The sequence below is a fragment of the Pseudomonas sp. ANT_J28 genome, from assembly GCF_008370005.1.
Taxonomy (GTDB): Bacteria; Pseudomonadota; Gammaproteobacteria; order Pseudomonadales; family Pseudomonadaceae; genus Aquipseudomonas; species Aquipseudomonas frigoris.
In genome coordinates this window covers 35,704-62,173 of the sequence record NZ_VOBM01000001.1, presented here as the reverse complement: position 1 = coordinate 62,173, position 26,470 = coordinate 35,704, and the positions used below count along the sequence as shown (strand labels likewise).

The following is a 26,470-nucleotide window of genomic DNA, read 5'->3' as shown; positions in this document are numbered from 1 at the left end:
CAAGATCTGTGCACCCTGGAGATCCACTGTGGGAGCGAGCTTGCTCGCGATAGCGTCAGCGAAAACGCCGCATTACTTACCTTGGAACTCAGCCTCACGCTTGGCAATAAACGCCGCCATCCCTTCCTTCTGATCCTGCGTCGCAAACGCCGCATGGAACACCCGGCGCTCAAAGCGCACACCTTCCGACAGGCTCACTTCAAACGCGCGGTTGACGCTTTCCTTGATCATCATTGCAATCGGCAACGACTTCTTGGCAATCAGCGCCGCGACTTTCAACGCTTCTTCCAGCAACTCATCGGCCGGAACAATCCGCGCGACAATCCCGCAACGCTCCGCTTCCACCGCATCGATCAAGCGCCCGCTGAGGCACATTTCCATGGCCTTGGCCTTGCCCACTGCGCGGGTCAGGCGCTGGGTGCCGCCCATGCCCGGCAGTACGCCGAGGTTGATTTCCGGCTGACCGAATTTGGCGTTGTCGCCGCCCAGGATGAAGTCGCACATCAGCGCCAGTTCACAACCACCGCCCAAGGCGAAACCGTTGACGGCGGCAATGATCGGCTTGCGCCGGTTAGCCACGCGATCGCTGTCGCTGAACAGGTCATCGAGGTAGATCTGCGGGTAGGTCAGCTCAGCCATTTCCTTGATGTCGGCGCCAGCGGCGAAGGCTTTTTTCGAGCCGGTCAGCACGATGCAGCCGATGTTCGAATCGGCTTCCAGGCCATCGAGGGCGTGGTTCAGCTCGCTGACGATCTGCGCGTTCAACGCATTCAGCGCTTGCGGACGGTTCAGGGTGATCAGGCCCACACGACCGTGGGTTTCCAGCAAAATCGTTTCGTAGCTCACAAGTACATTCCTTCTCAAAGATTGCGCGAAATAACCATGCGCTGAATATCGCTGGTACCTTCGTAGATCTGGCAAACCCGCACGTCGCGGTAGATCCGTTCCAGCGGGAAATCGTTCAAGTAACCGTAACCGCCGAGGGTTTGCAAGGCTGCGGAGCACACCTTCTCAGCCATTTCCGAGGCGAACAGCTTGGCCATGGACGCTTCGACCAAGGCCGGTTTGCCGCTGTCTCTTAACGCCGCCGCGTAATGCACCATTTGCCGGGCGACGGCAATTTGGGTTGCCATGTCCGCCAGGCGGAACGCGACCGCTTGATGTTCGATGATCGGTTTGCCGAAGCTTTCACGCTCGCGGGCGTAGTCGCGGGCTGCTTCGAACGCAGCGCGGGCCATGCCCACCGATTGCGAAGCGATGCCGACACGACCGCCTTCGAGGTTGGCCAGGGCGATTCGATAACCTTCGCCCTCCTCGCCCAACCGGTTGGCCACCGGCACCTTCACGTCCTCAAACAGAATCTGGCAGGTGTCGGACGCGTGCTGGCCGAGCTTGTCTTCGACCCGTGCAACTTTGTAACCCGGCGAATCGGTCGGCACGATCAGCGCCGTGATGCCACGTTTGCCGGCACTCGGATCAGTCACGGCGAACACGATCACCACCCCGGCGTTCTGCCCGGAGGTAATGAACTGTTTGCAGCCGTTCAACACGTAGTGATCGCCTTCCAGACGGGCACGGGTTTTCAGGCCGCTGGCGTCGGAACCGGCCTGCGGTTCGGTGAGGGCAAAAGCCCCGAGCATCGAGCCGCTGGCCAACGGTTTGAGGAAGCGTTCTTTCTGGTCGTCGTTGCCGTACTTGAGAATCGGCACGCAACCCACCGAGTTGTGCACGCTCATGATGGTCGAACAGGCGCCGTCGCCGGCCGCGATTTCTTCCAGGGCCATGGCGTAGGCCAGGTAACCGGTGTCGCAACCGCCCCACTCTTCCGGCACCAACATGCCGAAGAAGCCCAGTTCCGCCATCTCGCCGATGGCTTCCTTGGGGAAGCGATGGTCGCGGTCCCACTCGGCGGCGAACGGTTTCAGCCGTTCCTGGGCGAACTGCCGGGCCGCGTCGCTGATCTGAAGTTGTTCGTCATTGGGAATCATGCCAAATCCTTAAAAATTGAGCCTATCGCACAAAATACCTGGTTGAAACGCTGGACCTGTGGGAGCGGGCTTGCTCGCGAAAGCGGTGTGTCATTCAACATTGATGTCGACTGACACGGCCTCTTCGCGAGCAAGCCCGCTCCCACATGGGGATAGCGTCAGTTTCAATACAGGCATTCAACGGCCATAGCCGTGGCTTCACCGCCGCCGATGCAGATCGCTGCAACGCCGCGTTTCAGGCCTTTCTGGCGCAGGGCCGAGAGCAAGGTCACGAGGATCCGCGCGCCAGACGCACCGATCGGGTGGCCGAGGGCGCAAGCGCCGCCGTGAACGTTGATCTTCTCGTGAGGGATTTCCAGCTTGGTCATGGTCACCAGACTGACCACGGCGAAGGCTTCGTTGACTTCGACCAGATCGACTTCGTCCAGGGACCAGCCGGTTTTCTTCATCAGCTTCTCGATCGCGCCCACCGGTGCCACCGGGAACAGGCCCGGGGTGTCGGCAAACGCCGCGTGACCGTGAATCACTGCCAGCGGTTTCAGGCCGCGCTTTTCAGCTTCGGAACGGCGCATCAACACCAGCGCCGCAGCACCATCGGAAATGGAGCTGGAGTTCGCAGCCGTCACCGTGCCGCCTTCGCGGAACGCCGGTTTCAAGGAAGCGATTTTGTCCAGTTTGGCTTTCGGTGGCTGTTCGTCGTCGCTGATCAGCACTTGCTCTTTGCCGACGGTCACGGTGAGCGGCACGATCTCGTCTTTGAAACTGCCGTCCTTGATCGCCTGCTGCGCGCGGGTGGTCGAGGCAATGGCAAACGCGTCCTGGGCTTCACGGGTGAAACCGTTGGTTTCAGCGCAATCCTCGGCGTAGGTACCCATCAGGCGGCCTTTGTCGTAAGCGTCTTCCAGACCGTCGAGGAACATGTGATCGAGCACACGACCGTGGCCCATGCGGTAACCGCTGCGGGCGCGGTCCAGCAGATATGGCGCGTTGGACATGCTTTCCATACCACCGGCGACAACCACGTCGGCGCTGCCGGCCACCAGCATGTCGTGAGCCAGAATGGCCGCTTCCATGCCCGAACCGCACATTTTGTTCAGGGTGGTGCAGCGGGTCGATTTATCCAGCCCGGCGCCCAATGCAGCTTGACGCGCAGGGGCTTGGCCGAGGCCGGCGGACAGGACGCAACCGAACAGCACTTCTTCAACCGAGTCTGGCGCCACACCGGCGCGCTCGACGGCAGCGCGAATCGCCGCAGCACCGAGTTGCGGTGCGGTCAGACTTTTCAGTTCGCCCTGGAAACCGCCCATCGGGGTGCGGACGGCGCTGACGATAACGATTGGATCGTTGGCAATAGTCATGACAAATCCTCCTTACTTGGCGGCCATGCGCAAGGCACCGTCGAGACGGATCACCTCGCCATTGAGCATGCTGTTTTCAATGATATGCCTGACCAGCCCGGCATACTCGCCTGGTTTGCCCAGACGTGGCGGAAACGGCACGCCAGCCGCCAGTGACGCGCGGACTTCCGGGGTCATACCGGCCATCATCGGGGTTTCGAAAATGCCCGGGGCGATGGTCATCACGCGGATGCCGAAGCGCGCCAGTTCACGGGCGGCGGGCAAGGTCAGGCTGACGATCGCGCCTTTGGAAGCGGCATACGCGGCCTGGCCGATCTGGCCGTCATAGGCGGCAGCCGAGGCGGTGTTGATGATCACGCCGCGCTCGCCGTCAGCATCTGCTTCGGTTTCGGCAATCGCTGCAGCGGCCAGGCGCAGCATGTTGAAACTGCCGATCAGGTTGACGTTGATCACCTGGCTGAAATTGGCCAACACGTGTGGGCCGTTCTTGCCGAGGATCTTCTCACCGCGCACGATACCGGCGCAGTTGACCAGACCGTTCAGGCCACCGAAGGCTTTGACCGTCGCCTGCACAGCGGCTTGCGCCGCGGCTTCGTTGCTGATATCCGCCACCACGCTTTGCACGCCGAGACGTTCAGCCTGGGCCGCAACGGCTTCGGCGTTCATGTCCACCAGCATCACTTTGGCGCCCGCCGCGACCAGCATTTCAGCCGTGGCCGCACCGAGGCCGGACGCACCGCCGGTGACGAGAAAAACCTTGTTTTCGATCTGCATCATTGTTTCCTTGGATTCAAGCTGAAACGTTCTTCGCGGCGGCCTCTTGAGCCTTGGCGATTTCCTGGTTGCGCAAGATAAAGCGCTGCAATTTGCCGCTAGGGGTTTTCGGCAATTCGCTGACAAATTCGATTTCACGGGGGTACGAGTGCGCGGCCAGTCGTTTGCGCACGTGTTGGCGCAGTTCTTCGGCCAGTTCCGGCGCAGCGCGGTATTGCGCGCTGAGCACGACAAAGGCTTTGACCAGTTCGGTGCGCTCTGGATCGGGTTTGCCGACCACTGCCGCTTCGACCACAGCCGGGTGTTCGATCAACGCGCTTTCCACGTCGAACGGACCGACGCGATAACCGGAGGTGGTGATCACGTCATCGCTGCGACCAACGAAACTGATGCTGCCGTCCGGGTTCCACTCGACGGTGTCGCCGCTCAGGTAATAGTTGCCGACGAAGGCCTTGGTCGGTGCGCCTTCATAACCGGCGAACCAGCACATCGGCGACTGGGTGCGATCGATGGCCAGAATGCCCGGCTGACCGACGCCGAGTTCTTTGTACTCGTCATCCAGCACCACAATACGGTGGCCCGGCGAGGCGAAACCGGCCGCACCCATGTGGATCGGATGCTCCAGGCCATGGTGGTTGCACAGGACCATGCCGAGTTCGGTCTGGCCGTAATGATCGTGGATGACCACGCCGAGGTTGTCGGCGAACCAGCGAATCACTTCCGGGTTCAGCGGCTCGCCGGCGCTGCTGACGATGCGCAGCTTGCCCTTGATCGAGCGGGCGAACTCGTCGCCACCCGCGATCAACAGGCGATAGGCCGTCGGCGAACCGGTGAGGTTGGTGATCCCGTATTTATTGATCACCCGGCAGGTGCTTTCGAGGGTGAACGGGCCATCGTAAAAGGTGATCGGATGCCCCATGGCCATGGGACCTGTGACACCGAAATAGATGCCGTAGGCCCAACCCGGATCGGCGACGTTCCAGAAGGCGTCTTCAGGGCGCAAGTCCACGGCGTCACGGGTGTAGCTCTGGAAGGCGACGATGGCCTTGAGCGGTACGGACAGCGCTTTCGATGGACCGGTGGTGCCCGAGGTGAACATCAGCAGGAACGGGTCTTCGCCGGTCAGCAGGACCGGTTCGCACTCAGGAGAATAATTGGCCAGTTCGGCCCAGAAGCTGTAATCGCCGCGGACGATGCCTTGGCCTTTGGGGCCGGCGACGGTGACGATGGTCGGGCAGTCGGCGACTTCAGAGAGTTTGGAGCGATTGCCCGCGTCGGTGACCACCACTTTGGCGCCAGAGGAGCTGAGGCGGTGTTCGATGGCTTTCGGGCCGAAGGCGGTGAACAGCGGCTGGTAGACCGCGCCGATGCGCCAGGTGGCGAATACGGTGATCAGTAATTCGATGTTACGTGGCAGGAGACCGGCAACCTTGTCGCCTTTCTTCACGCCCTGGGCCAGGAGGAAATTGGCGAAACGCGCAGCTTTGTCCTGCAAGTCGCTGAAGGTGTAGGTCGCGCTGGCGCCATCGCGACCTTCCCAGAACAGCGCGATGCGCCCCGGCAAGGCATGCCGGTCGCAACACTCGACACAGGCGTTGAGGGCAGTCAAATCGCCGGCGAGCGCGGCGTCGACGGTGTGCTGATAATTGAACTGTGAGGTAGCAGACAAATAATCGCGCATTGCCAGAATCCCTTTGTATTTTTATTAGGTCGGGGGAACCGTAATTAACAGGGAAATACTCGCTCTGCGCGGGGCGCGGGACAATGGTCAAAGCTATCAAGTTGCGTGACTGGTTTGGCCAAGGTGGCCATCGGTCAGCTCGCTTCGTTGAGGATCAAACTCCGGTAGTGCCCCGGATTTGACCCCGACCACTTGCGAAACGCTTTGTAGAACGAGCTGGCGTCGGCAAACCCTAAACGCGTGGCGATCTCGGCAAAGCTGATGGTAGGTTCTGCCAGCCAGACAATCGCCAGTTCCTTGCGCACGCTGTCCTTGAGCCCTTGATAAGTCTGGCCCTCTTCGGCCAGGCGCCGACGCAGGGTGGAAGCCGACATACACAGCTGTTGCGCCAGGGGTTCGGTTTCCGGCCAGTGTTCGGCGGGCAGTTGCCGTAAATCATGCTTGATCCGGCTGGCCAGGCTCTGCGGATCACGGTACTTGACCAGAATATTGGCCGGCGCATGGGCCAGGAATCGCTTGAGTTCTTCCGGGCTGCGCTTGATCGGCAAGTCCAGGCACTCGGCGGAGAAAATCATCCGCGTGCGCGGCCGCTCGAAACGCAGGTTCTCGGAGAACATCACCTGATAGTCATCGCAGAAGTCCGGTGCCGGGCAGCGCAACTCGATGGCCAGGATCGGAATCCGCCGCCCTGCCAGCCAGCAGGCGACGCCGTGAACGATCATCCAGTAAGTGAAGTAAGTGAAGGCGCGGCGCGGTTCCTGGTCGTCTTCGAGCAGGACGATTTCCGCTAGACTTTGCTGACGAACCAATTGCGCCGGCAGGTGTTCGAGCATCAACGACAAAAAGCTCAATCCCGAGGTCAGACCGGCGGCCAGGCTCGGCTGGACCATGGAGCAACGACAGAGAAACTCCAGGCTGCCGGATTTGAGCTTGCGCGGGTCCATGCCAAAAAACTCATCGTCCCGGCGCCGGGCCAACAAGCGCCACAGTCTTGCGTAAGCGGTAGCCGGCACGCGGGCAGTGGTGGTTTCCAGCAGCGCCGGATCGATGCCGACCTTGTTCAACACCTCATCGGTGGCCGCTCCGGGGGCGCAACTCTGCAACAGCGCTTCACGCACCAGTTGAATGGAGATGGTGTCTTTTTCCGACATTGACCGAGGCAAGCCCTGTTCTTGTTTGAAATGGGGGCATATTAGCGCAGCCTTCGGCAGCTCCTACAGTGGGATGACGTACACCCGTAGGAGCTGCCGGCGGCTGCGATCTTTTGCTTTAAGCCTTACAAAATCCGATAGAGCAACCGCTCGATCCGCACCCGACTCACGCGCTTGAGAAACTTGGCCACCCCCGCCGGGTATTCCGGCAGCGTTTCCAGGTCCTGATAACGCTCGATGCGGCGGGTGTTCTCGAAAATCTCCGCCAGCTCTTTACGACGCGGCTCCAACAACTCGCCTTTCGGATCATCGATCAGCAAGGCGTTTTCCAGATCGAGACGGAACGCCCGCGGGTTGAGGTTGTTACCGGTCAGCAAAGTGTAGCGCTGATCGATCCACATGCCCTTGAGGTGGTAGGTGTTGTCGCCGTCACGCCACAGATGCAGGTTCAGCTGGCCGCTGTCGACACTGCGATGATGACGCTTGGCGAAACGCCGCAGGCTGATCTCGTAAAGGTACGGCAGCGCCGAAATCACCTTGAACGGTTCGCTCGGCGGGATGTAGAAGTCGTTGGCCGTCTTGTCGCCGACGATGATGTCGATCTTCACGCCCCGCGCCAGTGCCCGGTTGATTTCCCGGGTCACTGCCAGCGGCAGGTTGAAGTATGGCGTGCAGATGGTCAGTTGATGCTGAGCGCTGGCGATCAACTCGCAAATCACTCGGCTCAACGGGTTGTTCTTGCCGACACCGAGCAATGGGCTGACCGACAAACCGCCCTTTTCCGTAGTGCCTGTCGTGGTGTCGTACGCCGCGTGCTTGAGGCGGCTGCGCAGATCGCCGATGTCGTTGCGCAGGCTGCGGGTGGTCGGCAGGTTCGGTAAATCGAGACGATGCACCGCTTTGGAGGCGATCAGACCGTGCTGGACCAGGTGCTGCATCGAATCGGCCAGCGCGCTGTTATTTAGCAGGTGATAACGGTCGTAGCGGTACTTGTCGAATTTGTGCAGGTAAACGTTGTTCAGACTCGCGCCGCTGTAGATCACGCAATCGTCGATCACGAAGCCTTTCAAGTGCAGCACGCCGAACAGTTCACGGGTCTGCACGGGAACGCCGTACACCGGTACTTCACTGGCATGAGTACGGGTGGTTTCCTGATACCAGGCCGAGTTGCCCGGCTGCTTGCCCGCGCCGATCAAGCCGCGCTGGGCGCGCAGCCAGTCAACCACCACCACCACGTCCAGTTCCGGACGCGCCAGTTTGGCGGCGTGCAAGGCATCGAGAATTTCCTGGCCGGCTTCATCCTGTTGCAGATAGAGCGCGACGATATAAATGCGCTGGGTGGCGCTGGCGATCTTTTCCAGCAGGCACTGGCGAAACTCGGCAGCGCCAGAGAGGATGGTGACGGCATCGGCGGTCAGCGGAAAACTGCGCAGTTTGGGCAGCAGAGAGCGTTTGAAAAGCGACGGCATAGGGCTCGCAAAAAGGTCGAATCCGAAGAACCCGAGAGCTTACACCATGGATTGCCTTGGGTCTTGTGAGTGTCTGTAAAGGCCCCTTCGCGAGCAGGCTCGCTCCCACATTGAAATGCATTCCCCTGTGGGAGCGGGCTTGCTCGCGAAGACGATTTTTCAGACGACAAAAACATCTACTTGACCAAGGAGAACGATCGTTCTACTGTTCGCCACATGAACGAAATAACCAGCAACGACACACGCGACATAATTCTGGATGTCACCGAAAAGTTGATCTACAAAATTGGCATCGCTGCCACCGGGATGGATCTTCTGGTGAAAACCGCCGGCGTCTCCAGAAAGAGTATTTACCGCTACTTCGCCAACAAGGAGGAGCTCACCGTCGCGGCCCTGCAACGCCGTGATGTGCGCTGGATGCACTGGTACAGAAGCGAAGTCGACCAGGCCGAAACACCGGCCGACCGGCTGCTCAACCTGTTTACCGTACTCAAGGCCTGGTTCGCATCCGAAGGCTTCCGTGGCTGTGCATTCATCAACACCAGCGGCGAAACCGGCGACCCGCAAGACCCGGTTCGCCTGGTTGCCAAAGACCACAAACAGAAGCTGCTCGACTACGTGCGCGAGCTCTGTACCGAACATGGCGCCACAGACCCGGAGACGTTGGCCAAACAGCTGCTGATCCTGATCGATGGCGCCATTACCGTAGCGCTTGTCATGGGTGATCACAGTGCCGCCGATAATGCGCAATGCATGGCGCGAAAGTTATTGGACCTGTAACACTTCAACCAAGCCCGACAACTTGCTAGAACTTTACTTTGATAGGGAGACTATTAATGTCTAATGCCGAAGTTCGTCCGCCATTGCCACCATTCACCCGTGAATCGGCCATCGAAAAAGTACGCCTGGCCGAAGACGGCTGGAACTCCCGCGACCCGGAACGCGTGTCGCTGGCCTACACCCAGGACACCAAATGGCGCAACCGCGCCGAGTTCGCGTACAACCGCGAAGAAGCCAAAGGTTTCCTGACGCGTAAATGGGCCAAGGAACTGGATTACCGCCTGATCAAAGAACTTTGGGCCTTTACCGGCAACCGCATCGCCGTGCGTTATGCCTACGAATGGCACGACGATTCGGGCAACTGGTTCCGCTCCTACGGCAACGAAAACTGGGAGTTCGACGAGAACGGTTTGATGGCCAATCGGTTTGCCAGCATCAACGACATGCCGATCAAGGAAAGCGACCGCAAGTTCCACTGGCCGCTGGGTCGTCGCCCTGACGACCATCCAGGTCTGTCCGACCTCGGCCTGTGAGCTCACACAGTTCAAATGTGGGAGCGGGCTTGCTCGCGAAGGCGGAGTGTCAGTCGACATCATTTTGCCTGATACACCGCTTTCGCGAGCAAGCCCGCTCCCACAGGGTTTTGTGGTGTTCAGGCTACCGCGGCCTGCTGCTTGGCCGCTGCTTTTGCTTCCAGCTCACGTACCAACGGCAACACCCGCTTGCCGAAATACTCCACCTCTTCCTGAAAGTGCAGAAACCCCGCCAACACCAGGTCCACGCCCCCCGCTTTCAACGCGACGATCCGCTCGGCAATCTGCTGCGGCGTACCGATCAGGTTGGTCTTGAAGCCGTCGTTGTACTGCACCAGATCTTCGAACGTCGACTTGGCCCAGTTGCCCTCGCCCTCAGGCGATGCACTGCCAGCTTGTTTCGCCGCATCGCCAAACGCATTCACCGCCTCCGGGTCCGCCTGGTCGATGATTTGCGCCAGCACGGCGCGCGCTTCTTCTTCGGTGTCGCGGGCAATGACAAACGCGTTCACGCCGACTTTCACCGAATGATTGTTCGCTGCCGCCTTGGTGCGAATGTCGTCGACCTGGGCCTTGATGCCTTCCGGGGTGTTGCCGTTGGTGAAATACCAGTCGGAAACCCGTGCCGCCATGTCCCGAGCCGCGCGGGAGCTACCGCCCTGGAAGATTTCCGGTTGACCCAGTGGTTTCGGTTTGAGGCTGTAGTTGTCGAAGCGGTAGAAGTCACCGCGAAAGGTAAAGTTGTCCTGGCTCCAGATACCCTTCAGCGAGCGGATGAATTCTTCGGAGCGGCGATAACGCTCGTCGTGTTCCAGCCAGTGCTCGCCAATCGCCTGGAATTCACCTTTGAACCAGCCACTGACGATGTTCACCGCCACCCGGCCGTTAGTCAGCTGGTCGATGGTTGCCAATTGCTTGGCCGCCAGCGCCGGTTGCCAAGGACCGGGCAGGATGGCGGCGATCACTTTCAGTTTGGTGGTGGCAGCCAGCAGCGCATGGCTGAAGGCGACGGATTCGTGCTGGTACTCGGCACCGTAACCGGCGGTGAAGCGGATCTGCGTAAGGGCGTATTCAAACCCCGCCTCCTCGGCCAATTGCGCCAGTTTGCGGTTGTAGTCGATGCCCCAGTGGGTGCGTTGCTCGATCTTGCTGACCACCAGCCCGCCGCTGACGTTCGGCACCCAGTAGGCAAATTTGACGGCTTGCTGACTCATTGGCATGTCCTCGGGACTTTAGGGATGTCCTGAGGTAAGAGCAGCAACCGTGCCAGCGCGCAAACCGCAGATTAAAGGGACATTCACGATTGTTTGCTGTGAGCAATCAGGACGATTTGCTGATGGACTGTTGGCGGAGCAACAGTTGGGCGCGCTTGAGCAGCGACTTCACGGCGTAAATCCTGGCCGCGCGCTCCCGGCATGGACCGTGCAATCCCCTTGGCGTGTAACTTTTTTTAGCCGAGCCCAGGAGCCGTCCCATGACCGAACACCAGGTAATCAATCCGCTCTCCATTGGCACCGACTATGAAGCGCTGGCCGCAAGGTTCCGGCCGATCTTCCAACGTATCGCCGCCGGTGCCGTTGAACGCGAACAGTCCCGCAGCCTTCCCTACGAACCGATTCAGTGGCTCAAGGACGCCGGTTTCGGCGCAGTACGGGTTCCGGTTGAGTACGGCGGTGGCGGCGCCTCCCTGCCACAACTGTTTGAGCTGCTGATCGAAGTGGCTGAAGCCGATTCCAACGTCCCTCAGGCCTTGCGCGGGCATTTCGCCTTTGCCGAGGATCGCTTGAACTCGGCGCCCGGGCCGACGCGGGATCTGTGGTTCAAACGCTTCGTCGACGGTGACATAGCCGGCAATGCCTGGACCGAAATCGGCAGCGTCGCCATTGGCGATGTCATCACCAAAGTCTCGCCTCACGGCGATCAGTGGCGGCTCAACGGCGAGAAGTTCTACAGCACCGGCAGCCTGTTTTCCGACTGGATCGACGTGTACGCGCAACGCAGCGACACCGGCGGCGACGTGATTGCCGCGGTCCGAACCCGTCAACCGGGCATCGTACAAAGCGACGACTGGGACGGTTTCGGCCAGCGCACCACCGGCAGTGGCACCTCACGGTTCATCGATGCCGATGTGGAGGCCGAGAACATCATCGACTTTGCCACCCGCTTCAAATACCAGACTGCGTTTTATCAGTTGGTGCTGCTGGCGACCCTGGCCGGGATCGGTCGTGCAGCGTTGCGCGATGTGGCTCATCAGGTGCGTGAACGCAAACGCATCTACAGCCATGGCAATGCGCAGCACGTCAGCCAGGATTCGCAGGTGCAGCAAGTGGTCGGTGAAATCGCGGCACTGGTGTATGCGGCCGAGGCCAGCGCCTTGAGGGCTGCACAACCGGCCCAGCGGGCTTATGTGGCGCGTTTCTCGGGTGATGAAGCCTTGGAACAGGCAGCGAATGTCGCGGCAGAAATCGAATCGGCCAAGGCTCAGGTGGTGGTGTCGGAGCTTATCCAGCGAGCGACCACAGAGCTGTTCAATGCACTGGGGGCTTCGGATACCCGCGTGGGTAAATCGCTGGACCGGCACTGGCGCAATGCGCGGACGGTGTCGTCGCACAATCCGGTGATCTACAAGGCACGGATTGTCGGGAATTGGGAGATCAACGGGACCGAGCCGCCGTTTGTGTGGCAGATCGGGAATGGGCCTGACCGCAAGTGATGTAGCGCAAGGGAGGACGCCTTCGCGAGCAAGCCCGCTCCCACATTTAACCGTGTTCCCACAGAAGAATGCGGTCAAATGTGGGAGCGGGCTTGCTCGCGAAGGGGCCGGACGGGTCGCCGCAAAGGGTGGATATGCGTAAGATATCGGCCCTTCCCCGCAGCCCTGTCCTGCACCCCGCCGAATAAGCCGATTCCATGCCTTTCGAACTCAGTGTTGACCTCACCACCCTGGCCATTCTGGCACTCGTCGCTTTCATTGCCGGTTTCATCGACGCCATTGCCGGCGGCGGCGGTCTGTTGACCACCCCGGCGCTGCTGACCGCAGGCCTGCCGCCACATCTGGTGCTGGGCACCAACAAACTCAGTTCGACGTTCGGCTCGGCCACCGCCAGTTTCACCTTCTACCGACGCAAGCTGTTCCATCCCAAGCAATGGATGCACGCCATTGTCGGCACGCTGGTGGGCGCGTTGACCGGTGCCGTGGTCGCTCACTACCTGCCGGCGGAATGGCTGAACAAGATGCTCCCGGTGATCGTTTTTGGCTGCGGCGTCTATCTGTTGTTTGGCGGCACGCCAAAAGCGCCGCTGGACAGTGACGCACCGATCAAGAAAAAGTGGCAATCGACCCAAGGCTTCGGACTCGGGTTTTACGACGGCGTGGCCGGTCCGGGCACGGGTGCGTTCTGGACCGTCAGCACGATGCTGATGTACCCCATCGACTTGGTGAAGGCCAGCGGCGTGGCGCGCAGCATGAACTTCGTCAGCAACATTGCGGCACTGTCGGTGTTCGTGTTTTCCGGGCAGGTGGACTGGATCATCGGCCTGAGCATGGGCCTGTCGGTGATGGTCGGGGCGTTCTTCGGGGCTCGCACCGCCATCAGCGGCGGTGCGAAGTTCATTCGCCCGGTGTTCATTACCGTGGTGCTGGGCTTGACCGTGCGGTTAGCCTGGCAACACTGGTTCAGCATGGCCTAAGCGCCGAGCCACATAGACGTCGATCAGGTAACGGGCAATCGAGCGTGACGCCGGCAACGGCGGCAGCTCATGAACGTTGAACCACTGGGCGTCTTCGATCTCGTCTTCCTGACACACGATCTCGCCACCGACGAATTCGGCATGGAAACCCAGCATCATCGAATGCGGGAACGGCCAGCACTGGCTGCCCATGTACTGGATGTTCTTGACCTCGATCTGCACTTCTTCGCGGACTTCGCGAATCAGGCAGTCTTCGGCCGACTCGCCCGGTTCGGCGAACCCCGCCAACGTGCTGTAGACCCCGCTGACAAAGCGCGGCGAACGGGCCAGCAGGACTTCATCGCCCCGGGTCACCAGCACGATCATGCTCGGCGAAATGCGCGGGTAGCTGCGTAAATCACACGGTTTGCAATACATCGCCCGTTCCCGGGTCACTTGGGCCATCGCCTGCCCGCAGTTACCGCAAAAGCGGTGTTCGCGGGCCCAGGTGCCGATTTGCGCGGCATAACCGAGCACTTTGTAGAGCGTATAGTCGCCTTCGAGCATGAACGCCCGCAGGCCTTTCCAGTTGCAGCCCGGCACATCGCTGTGACTGCGCAGCTCCAACAAATAGACCGGTTCGCCGTCCAGGTGACCGATGCCATGTTCGGCGAGGATCGACAAGTCCTGACGCTTGAGCCATTCGCGCGGAAACAGCGCGCCATTGTCATCGAACAGAAAGCCTTCGGGGCTGCGCGCCACCGCCCAGCCGCCGGGCTGGTGGGTGTCCAGTACTGCAGTGGTCCAGCGTGAAGTCATTTTTAATCAATCCAGAAATTCGGGTTTCTGTTTGCTCATATGAGCCGCCATGGCCACGCGCAGATCGGTGGATTGCAGCATGGCGGCGTTCCAGGTGGCGACGTATTCGAGGCCGTCGTCGATGCGATGGTCGCGCATGTAGCTGATCATCTCTTTAGTGCCGGTGATCGCAATCGGCGACTTGCCGGCGATCTCGCGGGCTATGCCCATGACACCGTCGAGCAGGCTGGCCGTGTCGCTGTAGACGCGATTGACCAGGCCCATGCCACGCGCTTCTTCGGCACCGAACGTACGACCAGTGTAAGCCAGTTCACGCAGCATGCCGTCACCGATGATCCGCGGCAAGCGTTGCAAAGTGCCAACGTCGGCGGCCATGCCGATGTCGATTTCCTTGATCGAGAATTGCGCGTCTGCGGCGGCGTAACGCATGTCGCAGGCGGAAATCAGGTCGATGGCGCCGCCCAGGCAATAACCCTGAACCGCCGCCAGTACCGGTTTGCGGCAATTGTCGACGGCATTGAAAGACGCTTGCAGGGCGAGGATCTTGCGGCGTAGCAGGCGCGCGTTGCGCCCCACGTCCTTGCCCAGTTCATTGGCCACGCCGGCCAGCATCATCAGGTCGATGCCCGACGAAAAATGCTTGCCCGCACCACTGAGCACCACCACCCGGACTTCGTCGGTGTCATCGACCCACTGGAAAATCTCGATGATCTCGCTCCAGAACGCGGCATTCATCGAATTGATTTTTTCCGGCCGGTTGATCTGCACATGAGCGATTTTATCGGCCAGTTCGACGGTGAACGCAGTGTACTGAGACATGGCAGTGATCCTTTTACCGGGCAGAAAACGAGGCCCGGACTATAACAAGGCATCAAGGCCGGCCGTAAGGCAGCGGTTCGGCCAAAAACGGGACTGGCCGCTGCGCACCATAACGATGCATGAGCATTGCCGCGCTTCGCACACTCATGTGACATCTCGAATTTCTTTTAAGGCTAAACGGTAAAAAAACATGCTCTTCGTCGGTGCGTTTCCCCCTCCAAGCGGTACGTCCGTACCTCTTTAAACCGATTGTCGAACAATTTTGCCATCTGGCCTCCCCCGCTCTAAGTTCTGGCCTAGACTCAGTTCCGCGGGGCGAAACCGGTCGGTCACGAAGCGGAAAGAAAGTCGAAACTTTTGCCGGTCGTAACGGGTCAGGTTAAAGGGAGGTGCGTTGCGACTGGTGCAATCCTTGCAATGATCTCTACAGCCATTCTGCTACATCGTATTGGCAGCGCTTGCTCACCGATGCGTAGCGCGTTTGCGCCCGGCCACAGGAATTGGCCACGAAACACCGTTTGTGCCAGACCTAAGAATTAGATCACCAACACGGGAGATTCATATGATCAGTGCGGCTTTAGGTATTCAGGGAGAACGTGCGCATCAGCAGGTCGGCGAAACGAGCGCTGTGAGCGCCCCCAGTCACCAATCGATCAGCGTACCAGGCACCAAGACGCTGACACCGGTGGCCAGCCAGAACCCTAACAAGAAGAAAGTGCTGTTCGTCACCTCGGAGATCGCCGATCTGGTGAAAACCGGTGGTCTGGGCGATGTTTCCGCAGCGCTGCCGCGAGCCATGGCTCATTTGCACGATGTGCGAGTGTTGATCCCCGGTTACCCGCAAGTGCTGAACAGCGAAAACCCGATTCATATCATTGGTGAGCTCGGTGGCCACGCCGCCTTGCCCCCTTGCAAGATCGGGCGCATGGACATGCCCGACGGTCTGGTCATTTACGTGTTGATCTGCCCCGAACTCTACGAGCGCGAAGGCTCACCTTACGGCGCCAACAACGGCCGCGACTGGCCGGACAACCACATTCGTTTCGCCCGCCTGGGCCTGGCAGCCGCCGATATCGCCGCTAATCTTGCACAAATTCACTGGTGCCCGGACCTGGTGCACGCCCATGACTGGCCTGCCGGTCTGGCGCCCGCTTACATGCACTGGCGTGGACAGCGCACCCCGACGCTGTTTACCATTCATAACCTCGCCTATCAGGGCGTGACCAGTCTTGGCTCGTGCCCGGAACTGGGTATCCCCCTGCATGCCTTGCAACAGGAAGGCATGGAGTTCTACGGCAAGATGTCGTTCCTCAAGGCCGGCATGGCTTACTCGAGCCACATCACCACCGTCAGCGCCACCTATGCCCAGGAAATCACCACCCCGGCCTTCGGCTGCGGTCTTGACGGTTTTCTTACCGCCAAGACCCAGCAAGGTCAGCTCAGTGGTATTCCCAATGGCATCGATGAAAGCTGGGACGCTGCCACCGACCCGCACCTGTTCTGCCCCTTCAAAATTGGCGATTGGGAAGGCAAAGCGGTCAACGCCGCCCACGTGCGTAAGCTGTTCGACCTGGACGCCTGCGAAGGTCCGCTGTTCGCCGTGGTTTCGCGACTGGTTTATCAGAAAGGCCTGGACCTGACCGAAGCCGTCTCCGAGTACATCGTCAAATCTGGGGGGCAGATCGCGATCATCGGTCGTGGTGAGCCGGAAGAAGAACAAGCCATGCGTGAACTGGCCCTGCGTTTTCCAGGCCAGATCGGCGTACGCATCGGCTTCAACGAAACCGACGCCCGTCGCATGTTTGCCGGCAGTGATTTCCTGCTGATGCCTTCGCGTTACGAGCCTTGCGGGCTGAGCCAGATGTACGCCCAGCGCTTCGGTTCGTTGCCGGTGGCACGCAACACCGGTGGTTTGGCCGACACCATTGAAAACGGCGTGACCGGTTTCCTGTTCGACGAATCCACGGCCGAGAGTTACCAGGAAGCCCTGAGCCGGGCCTTCAAGGTTTTTGCCTTCCCCGAGCTGCTCAATGCCATGCGCTGCCGGGCCATGGCCGCGCCTTTCAACTGGTGCAAGGCGGTCGAACCGTACGCCGAACTCTACGAAAAACTGGTGACCAAGGCGCTGGGTAAATCGGGCAAACATTGAGGTTTTCAAAGATGCCGTTACGGACCCTTGAGACCTGGCCCCACGGCGCAATCATGCTGGACGCAGAGCACACGCGTTTTGCCTTGTGGGCGCCAGATGCGTTTTACGTCAGTGTCGAACTGGAAGATGGGCAGTCCTTGCCACTCCTGCCCCAGGCAGATGGCTGGTTCGTGATCAACACCCGCAGCCCCGCCGGCACGCGTTACCGCTACAACATCGACGGTGAGCTGGAGGTGCCCGACCCGGCCTCCCGCGCGCAGGCCGGTGATATCGACTGCCACAGCGTGGTGGTCGATCCACTTGCCTATCAATGGCAACACCGCGCCTGGCTCGGGCGGCCGTGGAATGAGGCGGTGATCTACGAATTGCACGTCGGTGCGCTCGGCGGCTTCAGCGAAGTCGAGCAGCACCTGGCGCACCTCGTGGAGCTGGGCATCAGCGCGATCGAATTGATGCCGCTGGCGCAGTTCCCCGGTGATCGCAATTGGGGCTACGACGGGGTTCTGCCCTACGCGCCCCAAGCCTCCTACGGCACTCCCGAACAACTTAAACACCTGATCGACACCGCCCACGGCCATGGCCTGGCGGTGATTCTCGACGTGGTCTACAACCACTTCGGCCCGGACGGCAATTATCTGCATCGCTACGCCAAGGGCTTCTTCCGCGAAGACAAGCACACCCCGTGGGGTGCGGCCATCGACTTCCGGCGACGCGAGGTGCGGGACTTCTTCATCGACAATGCGTTGATGTGGTTGCTGGAGTACCGCTTCGATGGTTTGCGTCTGGACGCAGTACACGCCATCGAAGACCCTGACTTTCTTCAGGAACTGGCGCAAAAGGTTCGCCAGCAAACCGATCCGGCCAGGCATGTGTGGCTGACCGTTGAAAACGAACACAACCAGGCCAGTCTGCTGGAAGAAGGTTTCGACGCGCAGTGGAACGACGACGGCCACAACGCCTTGCACGTATTGCTGACCGGCGAAACCGACGCCTATTACGCCGACTATGCGCAAAACCCGACTGAACAACTGGCGCGCTGCCTGAGCCAGGGCTTTGTGTTTCAGGGCCACGTGACCCGTCACGGTACAACCCGCGGTGAGCCCAGCGGTCATTTGCCGCCCAGTGCTTTTGTGCTGTTTCTGCAAAACCACGACCAGATCGGCAACCGCGCCTTGGGCGAACGGCTGCATCAACTGGCCAATCCCGACGCGCTTAAGGCAGCCACCGCATTACTGCTGTTGTCACCGATGATCCCGCTGATGTTCATGGGCGACGAGTTCGCTGCCGAGCAACCGTTCCTGTTCTTCACCAGCCATCACGGTGAACTCGCGGAGTTAGTCCGCGAGGGACGACGTAACGAGTTTGCAGCGTTCAGCGCGTTTGCCGATCCGCACAAACGCGAGCAGATTCCCGACCCCAACGCGCGCCAGACCTTTGAGGCTTCACGCCCCAAGCTGACATCAACCCGCCAATCCGCCATGCACGATCTGTATCGCCAACTGTTGCAGATCCGTCATCAGCAGATCATTCCCCGCCTGCCCGGTGCTCAAGCACTGGGCGCCGAGATGCTGGCCGCCGGCGCAGTAACGGCGCGCTGGCGACTGGGCGATGGCAGCCTGCTGTGCATTGACCTGAACCTCAGCGACACACCTGTGGTCCACACCCCACAGGCCGACGCTTCGTTGTTGTTCGAATACCCGCCACAGTCAGCCGGCCTGTTGGATCAGGGCACGCTTGCCCCGTATTGCGCGCTAGTCAGCCTCACGGCCGCAGCCCCTTTGCTAACCCCGGATGGAGAGCGCCAATGAGCGATGCGCAACTGGAAATACTGGCCAGCCGAGCTGGCCTGGCTGTCGATTGGATCGACGCCAACGGCCGCCCACAGAAAGTCGCCCCATCGGTGTTACGCAACGTCCTCACCGGACTCGGCCACCCGGCCGGCAGTGCCCAGGAAATCGACGCCAGCCTGCTGGAACTGCAGCAGGTGCAACAGACCCGGCACCTGCCGCCGCTGCTGACCGCCGACTTCGGTGTCGGCCTCAGCCTGGCACATTACTTTGAGCCCGAAACACCGTGCGAAATTCACCTTGAAGATGGTTCGCGGCTCAACCTGAAACTGGATGCCGAGGCGATATTGCCCGGCCTGATCCCGGTCGGTTATCAGCACGTCAGCATCGACGGACAGGAATTTACCTTGGCCGTGGCACCGACTCGCTGCCACAGCGTCGGCGATGCCGTCGACAGTCCGATACCGCGCGCCTGGGGCCTGAGCGTGCAGCTGTACTCGCTGCGTCGTCCGGGCGATGGCGGTTTCGGCGATACCCAGGCGCTGGAAGACCTGGCCCGGGTCGCCGGCGAACGCGGTGCCGAAGCGCTGGCGATCAGTCCCCTGCATGCGATGTTCGGCAGCGACACCCAGCGTTACAGCCCTTATTCGCCGTCCAGCCGCTTGTTCCTCAACAGCCTGTACGCTGCGCCCGGCGCCATCCTGGGTGATCGAGCGTTGCGTACGGCGATTGATGCCACAGGCCTGGCGGCAGAACTCAAGCACCTTGAAGCATCACCGTTGATTGATTGGCCGGTGGCGGCCGAAGCCAAACATCGTCTGTTGCAGGCGTTGTACGAAGGCTTTGTGCAGGGCGAACACCCGTTGCATGCCGACTTCAGCAGCTTCCGCCACGCCGCTGGCGAAGCCCTGGAAAACCACTGCCGCTTTGAAGCCATTCAAGAGTCCCGCGCCGCCAAGGGTGAAAGCCTCGACTGGCGGCAGTGGCCCGAACAATGGCAAGACCCGCGCAGCGCGGCCCTGGCCGAATTCGCTGAAGAGAACGCCGGACGCATCGGCTTCTTTGCCTTCTGCCAATGGCTGATCACCCGCTGCCTGGAACGCGCACAAACCGCCGCCCGCAGCGCGGGCATGAGCATTGGCTTGATCGCCGATCTGGCGGTGGGTGCCGATGGCGGTGGCAGCCAGGCCTGGAGTCGTCAGGACGAGTTGCTCGCCTCGCTGACCGTGGGCGCCCCCCCCGACATCCTTAACCGCACCGGTCAGGGCTGGGGGATTTCCGCGTTCTCGCCCGAAGGTCTGGTACGCAATGGCTTTCGTGCCTTCATCGAAATGCTCCGCGCCAATTTTGCTCACGCCGGTGGCCTGCGCATCGATCACGTCATGGGCCTGCAACGTCTGTGGGTGATCCCCAATGGCGCGTCACCCGCCGACGGCGCCTACCTCTATTACCCGGTGGACGACCTCCTGCGTTTGCTGACCCTCGAGTCCCATCGGCATCAGGCCATCGTCCTCGGTGAAGACCTCGGCACGGTGGCTGACGGTCTGCGAGAAAAGCTCATCGCCCGCTCGATCCTCGGCATGCGCGTGCTGCTGTTCGAACAGGACAACGCGCACTTCAAACCGATACTCGACTGGCCGGACAACGCCCTCGCGACCACCAGCACCCATGACCTGCCGACGCTCAATGGCTGGTGGCATGGCCGCGATATCGACTGGAACGCCCGACTGGGGCTGGTCGACGCCGAGGGTGAAATCGCATGGCGCCACCACCGCGAACGCGAGCGTGAAGGCCTGCGCCGGGTGTTGAGCGAGGACCCGCAGAACTTTCGCGAAGAGTCCCATGAAACCGATCAGGTGCTCGACGCCGCGATACGTTTCCTCGGTCATACCCGTGCGCCGCTGGTGTTGCTGCCGCTGGAAGATGCCCTGGGCATCGAGCAGCAGGCCAACTTGCCCGGCACCACCGACACGCACCCCAACTGGTCCCGACGCTTGCCCGGCGACAGTGAAGCCTTGCTCGATGACCCGGACGCCGCCCGGCGCCTGGAACTGCTCGCCTGTGCGCGGCTTCAGGCGGCCGAGCGTGACCAATGAAGCAAACGCTTATCCAACCGCTGCGGGCAACCCTGCGGCTGCAGTTCCATAAAGATTTCACGCTGGACGATGCGGTGCCGCTGGTGCCGTACTTCGCCAGCCTCGGCATCAGCCATGTCTATGCGTCACCGTTACTGAGTGCTCGCGCCGGCTCCATGCATGGCTACGACGTCGTGGACCCGACCACGGTCAACCCGGAGCTGGGCGGCGAAGCGGCGCTGCGGCGATTGGTCAGCGTATTGCGCGAGCAGAACATGGGGCTGATCCTCGACATCGTCTCCAACCACATGGCCGTCGGCGGTGGCGATAATCCCTGGTGGCAGGATTTGCTGGAATGGGGACGCCTGAGCCCTTACGGCGAATTCTTCGATATCCAGTGGCATTCACCCGACCCGTTGATGGAAGGCCAGTTGTTGCTGCCCTTCCTCGGCAGCGACTACGGCATCGCCTTGCAGGATGGCACCCTGCCCCTGCGCTTCGATGCGCAAAAGGGCGCGTTTTATGTCGAGCACTATGAGCATCACTTCCCGATCTGCCCGATCCATTACGGCGAACTGCTCAGAACCGATGACCCGCTGACCGCCGAATCGCTCAAGTCGCTGGCAGACCGTTTCAGCACGTTGAGCTACCAGACCGACGCCCACAGTCTGGCGATACCACTCAAAGCAGAGCTGCGTGAACTGGCCAATGATCCGGCGATTCTGCAAGCCATCCAGCAAAACCTCAGCGCCTACGACTCGCTCACCGACGAAGGTTTCCAGCGCCTGCACCCGTTGCTTGAACACCAAAGCTATCGCCTGGCCAGTTGGCGCACGGCGGCAGATGACATCAACTGGCGGCGTTTTTTCGATGTCAACGAACTGGGCGGCCTGCGAGTCGAACGCCCCGCCGTGTTCGAAGCCACCCACGCGAAAATCTTCGAGCTGGTGGCCGAAGGTCTGGTCGATGGCCTGCGCATCGACCACATCGACGGCCTCGCCGACCCTCGAGGTTACTGCCGAAAACTGCGGCGGCGGGTCGACAGCCTGTCGCCGGATCGGCACCTGCCGATCTACGTCGAGAAGATCCTCGGCGAGGGTGAAACCCTGCACCGTGACTGGTCGGTGGATGGCACCACGGGTTACGAGTTCATGAATCAGCTGTCGCTGCTGCAACACGCTCCCGAAGGCGCCGACACCTTGGGCGAACTGTGGAATCGCTACAGCGAGCGGCCCGCCGATTTTCGTCAGGAAGCGCAACTCGCCCGCCAGCAGATCCTCAACGGTTCCCTCGCCGGAGACTTCGAAAGCGTCGCCCAGGCCCTGTTGCAAGTGGCCCGGGATGACCTGATGACTCGCGATCTGACCCTCGGTGCGATCCGTCGGGCGTTGCAGGAACTGATCGTGCATTTCCCGGTGTACCGCACCTATATCAGCCCCTGTGGGCGTTCGGCGCAAGACGATGTGTTTTTCCAGCAAGCCATGGACGGTGCGAGGCTTACCCTCGGCGAGGCCGACTGGCCGGTGCTCGATTGCCTGGCCAGCTGGCTGGGGGGTGAACCCTGGCGCAAACACCCGTTGGGCCGGCCGCGCAAGATGCTCAAGCATGCCTGTGTGCGTTTTCAGCAACTGACGTCGCCGGCGGCAGCGAAGGCTGTGGAGGACACCGCGTTCTATCGCTCGGCGACATTGTTGTCGCGCAATGACGTGGGCTTCAGCACCGAGCAGTTCAGCGCGCCGGTGGCTGATTTCCATGCGGTTTGCATCAACCGTCTCGAAACGTTCCCCGATAATTTGCTGGCCACCGCGACCCACGACCACAAACGCGGCGAAGACACCCGCGCGCGCCTGGCGGTGCTGAGCGAGCGCAGTGCCTGGTACGCCGAGCAAGTCCCGCTCTGGCGGACCCTCGCCCGCCCCCTGCGCGACGACGACCAGATGCCGACTGCGGGCGATGAGTTGATCCTCTATCAAGCGATCCTCGGCAGTTGGCCGCTCGATTTGCGCAGTGATGATCAAGCAGCTCTGGAGAACTACGCTCAACGTGTGTGGCAGTGGCAACAGAAAGCCTTGCGCGAAGCCAAGTTGCAAAGCAGCTGGAGCGCGCCGAACGAGGCTTACGAACAAGCGGTTCACCAATTCCTGCAACGTCTGCTTCTGAGCCCCGAAAGTGAACTGTTACGCACTGCCCTCGGCAAAGCAGCCAAAAGTATCGCCGTCCCCGGCGCCCTCAACGGGTTGGCGCAAACCTTGCTGCGCATGACAGTGCCGGGGGTGCCGGACCTTTATCAGGGCAACGAGTACTGGGACTTCTCGCTGGTCGATCCTGACAACCGCCGGCCGGTGGATTACGTCAGCCGTCAGCAGTCGTTGCAGACGCCATTGGCACTGCCCGAGCTGTTGGCTGACTGGCGGGACGGGCGTATTAAACAAACGCTGATCGCTCAAGTGTTGAACCTGCGGCTGGAGCACACCGAACTGTTTCGGCGAGGGACGTATCAAGCCCTTGAAGTCGTCGGCAGCCAGGCTCACCGGGTGCTCGCATTTGCTCGCTCGCTGGAAGGAAAACGCGCCATCGTAATCGTACCGATACGTTGCGCCGAACTGCTGAAAAACAGTGCCGAACCCCGGATTGAAGCGCCGCTGTGGGGCGATACACGGGTCAAATTACCGTTCACCGACCCTGATGAAAATTTGAAGGGACTTTTTTCAAGCACAACAGTCACACAGCAAAGGGAGCTGAACATCAGCGACGCGCTAGTGGATTTCCCGATCAATCTTTTTATCCAAACTACCCAAATTTGAGTTCAGTTCAGGAGCATTGCGATGAGCACTAACGATAAACGCATCCGCGAATTCGCCTATCAGATCTGGGAATCGGAAGGAAAACCCGAGGGTCAAGACGCTCGCCACTGGGAGATGGCCCGCAAACTGGCTGAAGCCGAAGCCCTGGCACCGAGCAAATCGCCAAAAGCCGCTGGCAGCAAAACCGCCGCCGCCAAGGCCCCAGCCAGTAAACCCAATGGCAAGGCGGCGGAGCCAAAAACCAAAGCCAAGCCCGCCGCTGCCTCCAAGGTCATCCCGCCGGGCGAAAAAGCCACCGAGAAAAAGCCTCGAGCAGCGCGTAAACCGCCCGCTGTCTGACGCCTCTCACCTGTGTCCTGATTGACCTCGTGGCGAGCCTTCTCGCCACCGAGGGCTCGCTCGCCCTCAAAAAAAACCAGAGCCAAGAACCGTCCCCCCTTTGCAGGAGCAACTATGACCAATCCAAAAAAAGCCGCGCCAGAACCTCAGGTCGAGGCCTCGCGAATCCGTGAAGGCTTGCCCTTCCCACTGGGCGCGACCTGGGATGGCCTGGGGGTCAACTTTGCCTTGTTTTCCGCCAATGCCACCAAGGTCGAGCTGTGCATCTTCGATGATGCCGGCGAGGTCGAACTGGAACGCATCGAACTGCCGGAATACACCGACGAGATCTACCACGGCTACCTGCCCGACGCGCATCCGGGGATGATCTACGGCTACCGTGTCTATGGCCCGTACGACCCGGCCAACGGTCATCGCTTCAACCACAACAAACTGCTGATCGACCCCTATGCCAAACAATTGGTCGGCCAGCTGAAATGGTCCGAAGCGTTGTTCGGCTACACCATCGGCCACCCCGACGCCGACCTCAGTTTCGATGAACGCGACAGCGCGCCCTTCGTGCCCAAGTGCAAGGTGATCGACCCGGCTCACACCTGGGGCCGCGACCATCGGGTCAGCGTGCCGTGGGACAAGACGATCATTTATGAAACTCACGTGCGCGGCATCAGCATGCGTCACCCTTCCGTCCCCGAGAACCTGCGTGGCACCTTCGCCGGGTTGATGGTCGATGACGTGCTGGAACACATCCGCAAGCTCGGCGTGTCAACTGTGGAATTGCTACCGATTCACGCCTTCGTCAACGACCAGCATCTGTTGCACAAAGGCATGACCAATTACTGGGGCTACAACAGCATCGCGTTCTTCGCCCCCGACCCGCGCTACCTGGCCAGCGGCAAGATCGACGAGTTCAAGGAGATGGTCGCGCACCTGCACGAAGCCAATCTTGAAGTGATCCTCGACGTGGTCTACAACCACACCGCCGAGGGCAATGAGCAAGGCCCGACCCTGTCCATGCGCGGCATCGACAACGCCTCCTACTACCGCTTGATGCCCGACGACAAGCGCTTCTACATCAACGATTCCGGCACCGGCAACACCCTGGACCTGAGTCACCCTTGCGTACTGCAAATGGTCACCGATTCCCTGCGTTACTGGGCTACGGAAATGCACGTGGACGGTTTCCGCTTCGACCTGGCGACCATTCTCGGGCGCTACCACGATGGCTTCGACGAACGTCACAGCTTCCTTGTGGCCTGCCGTCAGGACCCGGTGCTGCGTCAGGTGAAGATGATTGCAGAAGCCTGGGATTGCGGCCCCGGTGGCTATCAGGTCGGTAACTTTCCGCCCGGCTGGGTCGAGTGGAATGACAAATTCCGCGACACCGTGCGTGCGTTCTGGAAAGGCGACGACGGCCAACTGGCGGACTTCGCCAGTCGCATGACCGCCTCCGGCGAGATGTTCAATCAGCGTGGCCGGCGGCCGTACGCCTCAGTGAATTTCGTCACCGCCCACGACGGTTTCACCCTCAACGACCTGGTGTCGTACAACGACAAACACAACGAAGCCAACGACGAGAACAATCAGGACGGCAGCAATAACAACCTCTCCTGGAACCACGGCGTCGAAGGCCCGACCGACGATCCCGAGATCAATGAGCTACGTCAGCGGCAGATGCGCAATTTCTTTGCCACGCTCCTGCTGTCCCAAGGCACGCCGATGCTGGTGGCCGGCGACGAATTCGCCCGCACCCAGGAAGGCAACAACAACGCCTATTGCCAGGACAGCGAGATCGGTTGGGTCAATTGGGACCTGGGCGAAGACGGCAAAGCCCTGCTCAAGTTTGTTAAACGCCTGATCAAGTTGCGCCTGGCCTACCCGATCCTGCGTCGTGGTCGGTTCCTGGTGGGCAATTACAACGAGGACATCGGCGTCAAGGACGTCACCTGGCTCGCGCCGGATGGCAGCGAAATGTCCATCGAACAATGGGAGGAAGGCCATGGTCGCTGCCTCGGCATGCTGCTCGATGGCCGCGCCCAGGAAACCGGTATCCGCCGCAAGGGCGGTGACGCGACCCTGTTGCTGGTGGTCAACGCGCACCACGACATCGTCAATTTCACCTTGCCGCAAGTACCTGACGGCTATCACTGGACGTGCATGATCGACACCAATCAACCGTCGATTCGCGGGCAGGAACGCTTCGAGTTCGGACACGAATATTCCGTCACCGGTCGTTCTCTGCTGCTGTTCGAATTGCAGCATGAGGAAGAAGAGTGAA

Annotated in this window: 20 protein-coding genes; 10 read left to right on the top strand and 10 right to left on the bottom strand. The window is 60.6% G+C overall.

Going from position 1 to position 26,470, the window contains the following annotated elements:
• Positions 1-72: 72 nt before the first annotated feature.
• From FQ187_RS00235 to pssA, 7 genes are all read right to left on the bottom strand, one after another.
• On the bottom strand, positions 73-846 hold the full coding sequence (locus tag FQ187_RS00235; RefSeq protein ID WP_149627951.1) for an enoyl-CoA hydratase: 774 nt from the start codon (positions 844-846) through the stop codon (positions 73-75).
• Positions 847-860: 14 nt separating this feature from the next.
• Positions 861-1,988: an acyl-CoA dehydrogenase gene (locus tag FQ187_RS00230; protein WP_149627950.1), complete on the bottom strand. Its 1,128-nt coding sequence runs from the start codon at positions 1,986-1,988 to the stop codon at positions 861-863.
• A 164-nt stretch (positions 1,989-2,152) separates the two neighbouring features.
• Positions 2,153-3,346 (bottom strand): acetyl-CoA C-acyltransferase, encoded by a 1,194-nt coding sequence (locus FQ187_RS00225; RefSeq protein ID WP_149627949.1) that lies wholly within the window; start codon positions 3,344-3,346, stop codon positions 2,153-2,155.
• Between the two features lie 12 nt (positions 3,347-3,358).
• Positions 3,359-4,120: an SDR family NAD(P)-dependent oxidoreductase gene (locus tag FQ187_RS00220; RefSeq protein ID WP_149627948.1), complete on the bottom strand. Its 762-nt coding sequence runs from the start codon at positions 4,118-4,120 to the stop codon at positions 3,359-3,361.
• A 16-nt stretch (positions 4,121-4,136) separates the two neighbouring features.
• Complete coding sequence (locus tag FQ187_RS00215) at positions 4,137-5,801, bottom strand: AMP-binding protein (RefSeq protein WP_149627947.1); 1,665 nt, start codon at positions 5,799-5,801, stop codon at positions 4,137-4,139.
• Positions 5,802-5,935: 134 nt separating this feature from the next.
• On the bottom strand, positions 5,936-6,952 hold the full coding sequence (locus FQ187_RS00210) for an AraC family transcriptional regulator (protein WP_149627946.1): 1,017 nt from the start codon (positions 6,950-6,952) through the stop codon (positions 5,936-5,938).
• 125 nt (positions 6,953-7,077) lie between these two features.
• On the bottom strand, positions 7,078-8,421 hold the full coding sequence (pssA, locus tag FQ187_RS00205; RefSeq protein ID WP_149627945.1) for a CDP-diacylglycerol--serine O-phosphatidyltransferase: 1,344 nt from the start codon (positions 8,419-8,421) through the stop codon (positions 7,078-7,080).
• 216 nt (positions 8,422-8,637) lie between these two features.
• Between pssA and FQ187_RS00200 the strand changes: the two genes are divergently transcribed.
• Both FQ187_RS00200 and FQ187_RS00195 read left to right on the top strand, forming a co-directional pair.
• The gene (locus FQ187_RS00200; RefSeq protein ID WP_149627944.1) at positions 8,638-9,201 is read left to right on the top strand and encodes a TetR/AcrR family transcriptional regulator; all 564 of its coding nucleotides are present in this window, start codon (positions 8,638-8,640) and stop codon (positions 9,199-9,201) included.
• Between the two features lie 56 nt (positions 9,202-9,257).
• The gene (locus FQ187_RS00195; protein WP_149627943.1) at positions 9,258-9,734 is read left to right on the top strand and encodes a nuclear transport factor 2 family protein; all 477 of its coding nucleotides are present in this window, start codon (positions 9,258-9,260) and stop codon (positions 9,732-9,734) included.
• Between the two features lie 119 nt (positions 9,735-9,853).
• Here FQ187_RS00195 and sfnG read toward each other — a convergent pair whose 3' ends face one another.
• A complete protein-coding gene (gene sfnG, locus FQ187_RS00190) occupies positions 9,854-10,948 on the bottom strand; it encodes a dimethylsulfone monooxygenase SfnG (protein ID WP_149627942.1) in 1,095 nt (364 codons plus the stop codon).
• 260 nt (positions 10,949-11,208) lie between these two features.
• On the opposite strand from sfnG, the gene FQ187_RS00185 reads away from it, so the two are divergent.
• Positions 11,209-12,447: an acyl-CoA dehydrogenase family protein gene (locus FQ187_RS00185; RefSeq protein ID WP_149627941.1), complete on the top strand. Its 1,239-nt coding sequence runs from the start codon at positions 11,209-11,211 to the stop codon at positions 12,445-12,447.
• 197 nt (positions 12,448-12,644) lie between these two features.
• The gene (locus tag FQ187_RS00180) at positions 12,645-13,424 is read left to right on the top strand and encodes a TSUP family transporter (protein ID WP_149627940.1); all 780 of its coding nucleotides are present in this window, start codon (positions 12,645-12,647) and stop codon (positions 13,422-13,424) included.
• Here the strand turns inward: FQ187_RS00180 and nudC are convergent.
• Both nudC and FQ187_RS00170 read right to left on the bottom strand, forming a co-directional pair.
• The gene (gene nudC / locus FQ187_RS00175; RefSeq protein ID WP_149627939.1) at positions 13,392-14,222 is read right to left on the bottom strand and encodes an NAD(+) diphosphatase; all 831 of its coding nucleotides are present in this window, start codon (positions 14,220-14,222) and stop codon (positions 13,392-13,394) included. The genes FQ187_RS00180 and nudC overlap by 33 nt on opposite strands.
• A 6-nt stretch (positions 14,223-14,228) precedes the next feature.
• Positions 14,229-15,041 (bottom strand): crotonase/enoyl-CoA hydratase family protein, encoded by an 813-nt coding sequence (locus tag FQ187_RS00170; RefSeq protein WP_149627938.1) that lies wholly within the window; start codon positions 15,039-15,041, stop codon positions 14,229-14,231.
• A 562-nt stretch (positions 15,042-15,603) separates the two neighbouring features.
• On the opposite strand from FQ187_RS00170, the gene glgA reads away from it, so the two are divergent.
• The 6 genes from glgA to glgX all read left to right on the top strand — a co-directional run bounded on the left by glgA (position 15,604) and on the right by glgX (position 26,469).
• A complete protein-coding gene (gene glgA / locus FQ187_RS00165) occupies positions 15,604-17,190 on the top strand; it encodes a glycogen synthase GlgA (protein ID WP_149627937.1) in 1,587 nt (528 codons plus the stop codon).
• An 11-nt stretch (positions 17,191-17,201) separates the two neighbouring features.
• On the top strand, positions 17,202-18,998 hold the full coding sequence (treZ, locus tag FQ187_RS00160) for a malto-oligosyltrehalose trehalohydrolase (RefSeq protein ID WP_149627936.1): 1,797 nt from the start codon (positions 17,202-17,204) through the stop codon (positions 18,996-18,998).
• Positions 18,995-21,073, top strand: a complete 2,079-nt coding sequence (gene malQ, locus FQ187_RS00155) for a 4-alpha-glucanotransferase (protein WP_149627935.1) — start codon at positions 18,995-18,997, stop codon at positions 21,071-21,073. The genes treZ and malQ overlap by 4 nt, the downstream gene beginning before the upstream one ends.
• Positions 21,070-23,856, top strand: coding sequence for a malto-oligosyltrehalose synthase (locus FQ187_RS00150; protein ID WP_149627934.1), 2,787 nt, complete (start codon positions 21,070-21,072; stop codon positions 23,854-23,856). Before malQ ends, FQ187_RS00150 begins: the two co-directional genes overlap by 4 nt.
• Before the next feature lie 21 nt (positions 23,857-23,877).
• Entirely contained in the window at positions 23,878-24,195 is a 318-nt protein-coding gene (locus FQ187_RS00145; RefSeq protein ID WP_149627933.1) for a DUF2934 domain-containing protein, read from the top strand.
• Between the two features lie 114 nt (positions 24,196-24,309).
• A complete protein-coding gene (glgX, locus tag FQ187_RS00140; RefSeq protein WP_149627932.1) occupies positions 24,310-26,469 on the top strand; it encodes a glycogen debranching protein GlgX in 2,160 nt (719 codons plus the stop codon).
• Position 26,470: the final 1 nt, after the last annotated feature.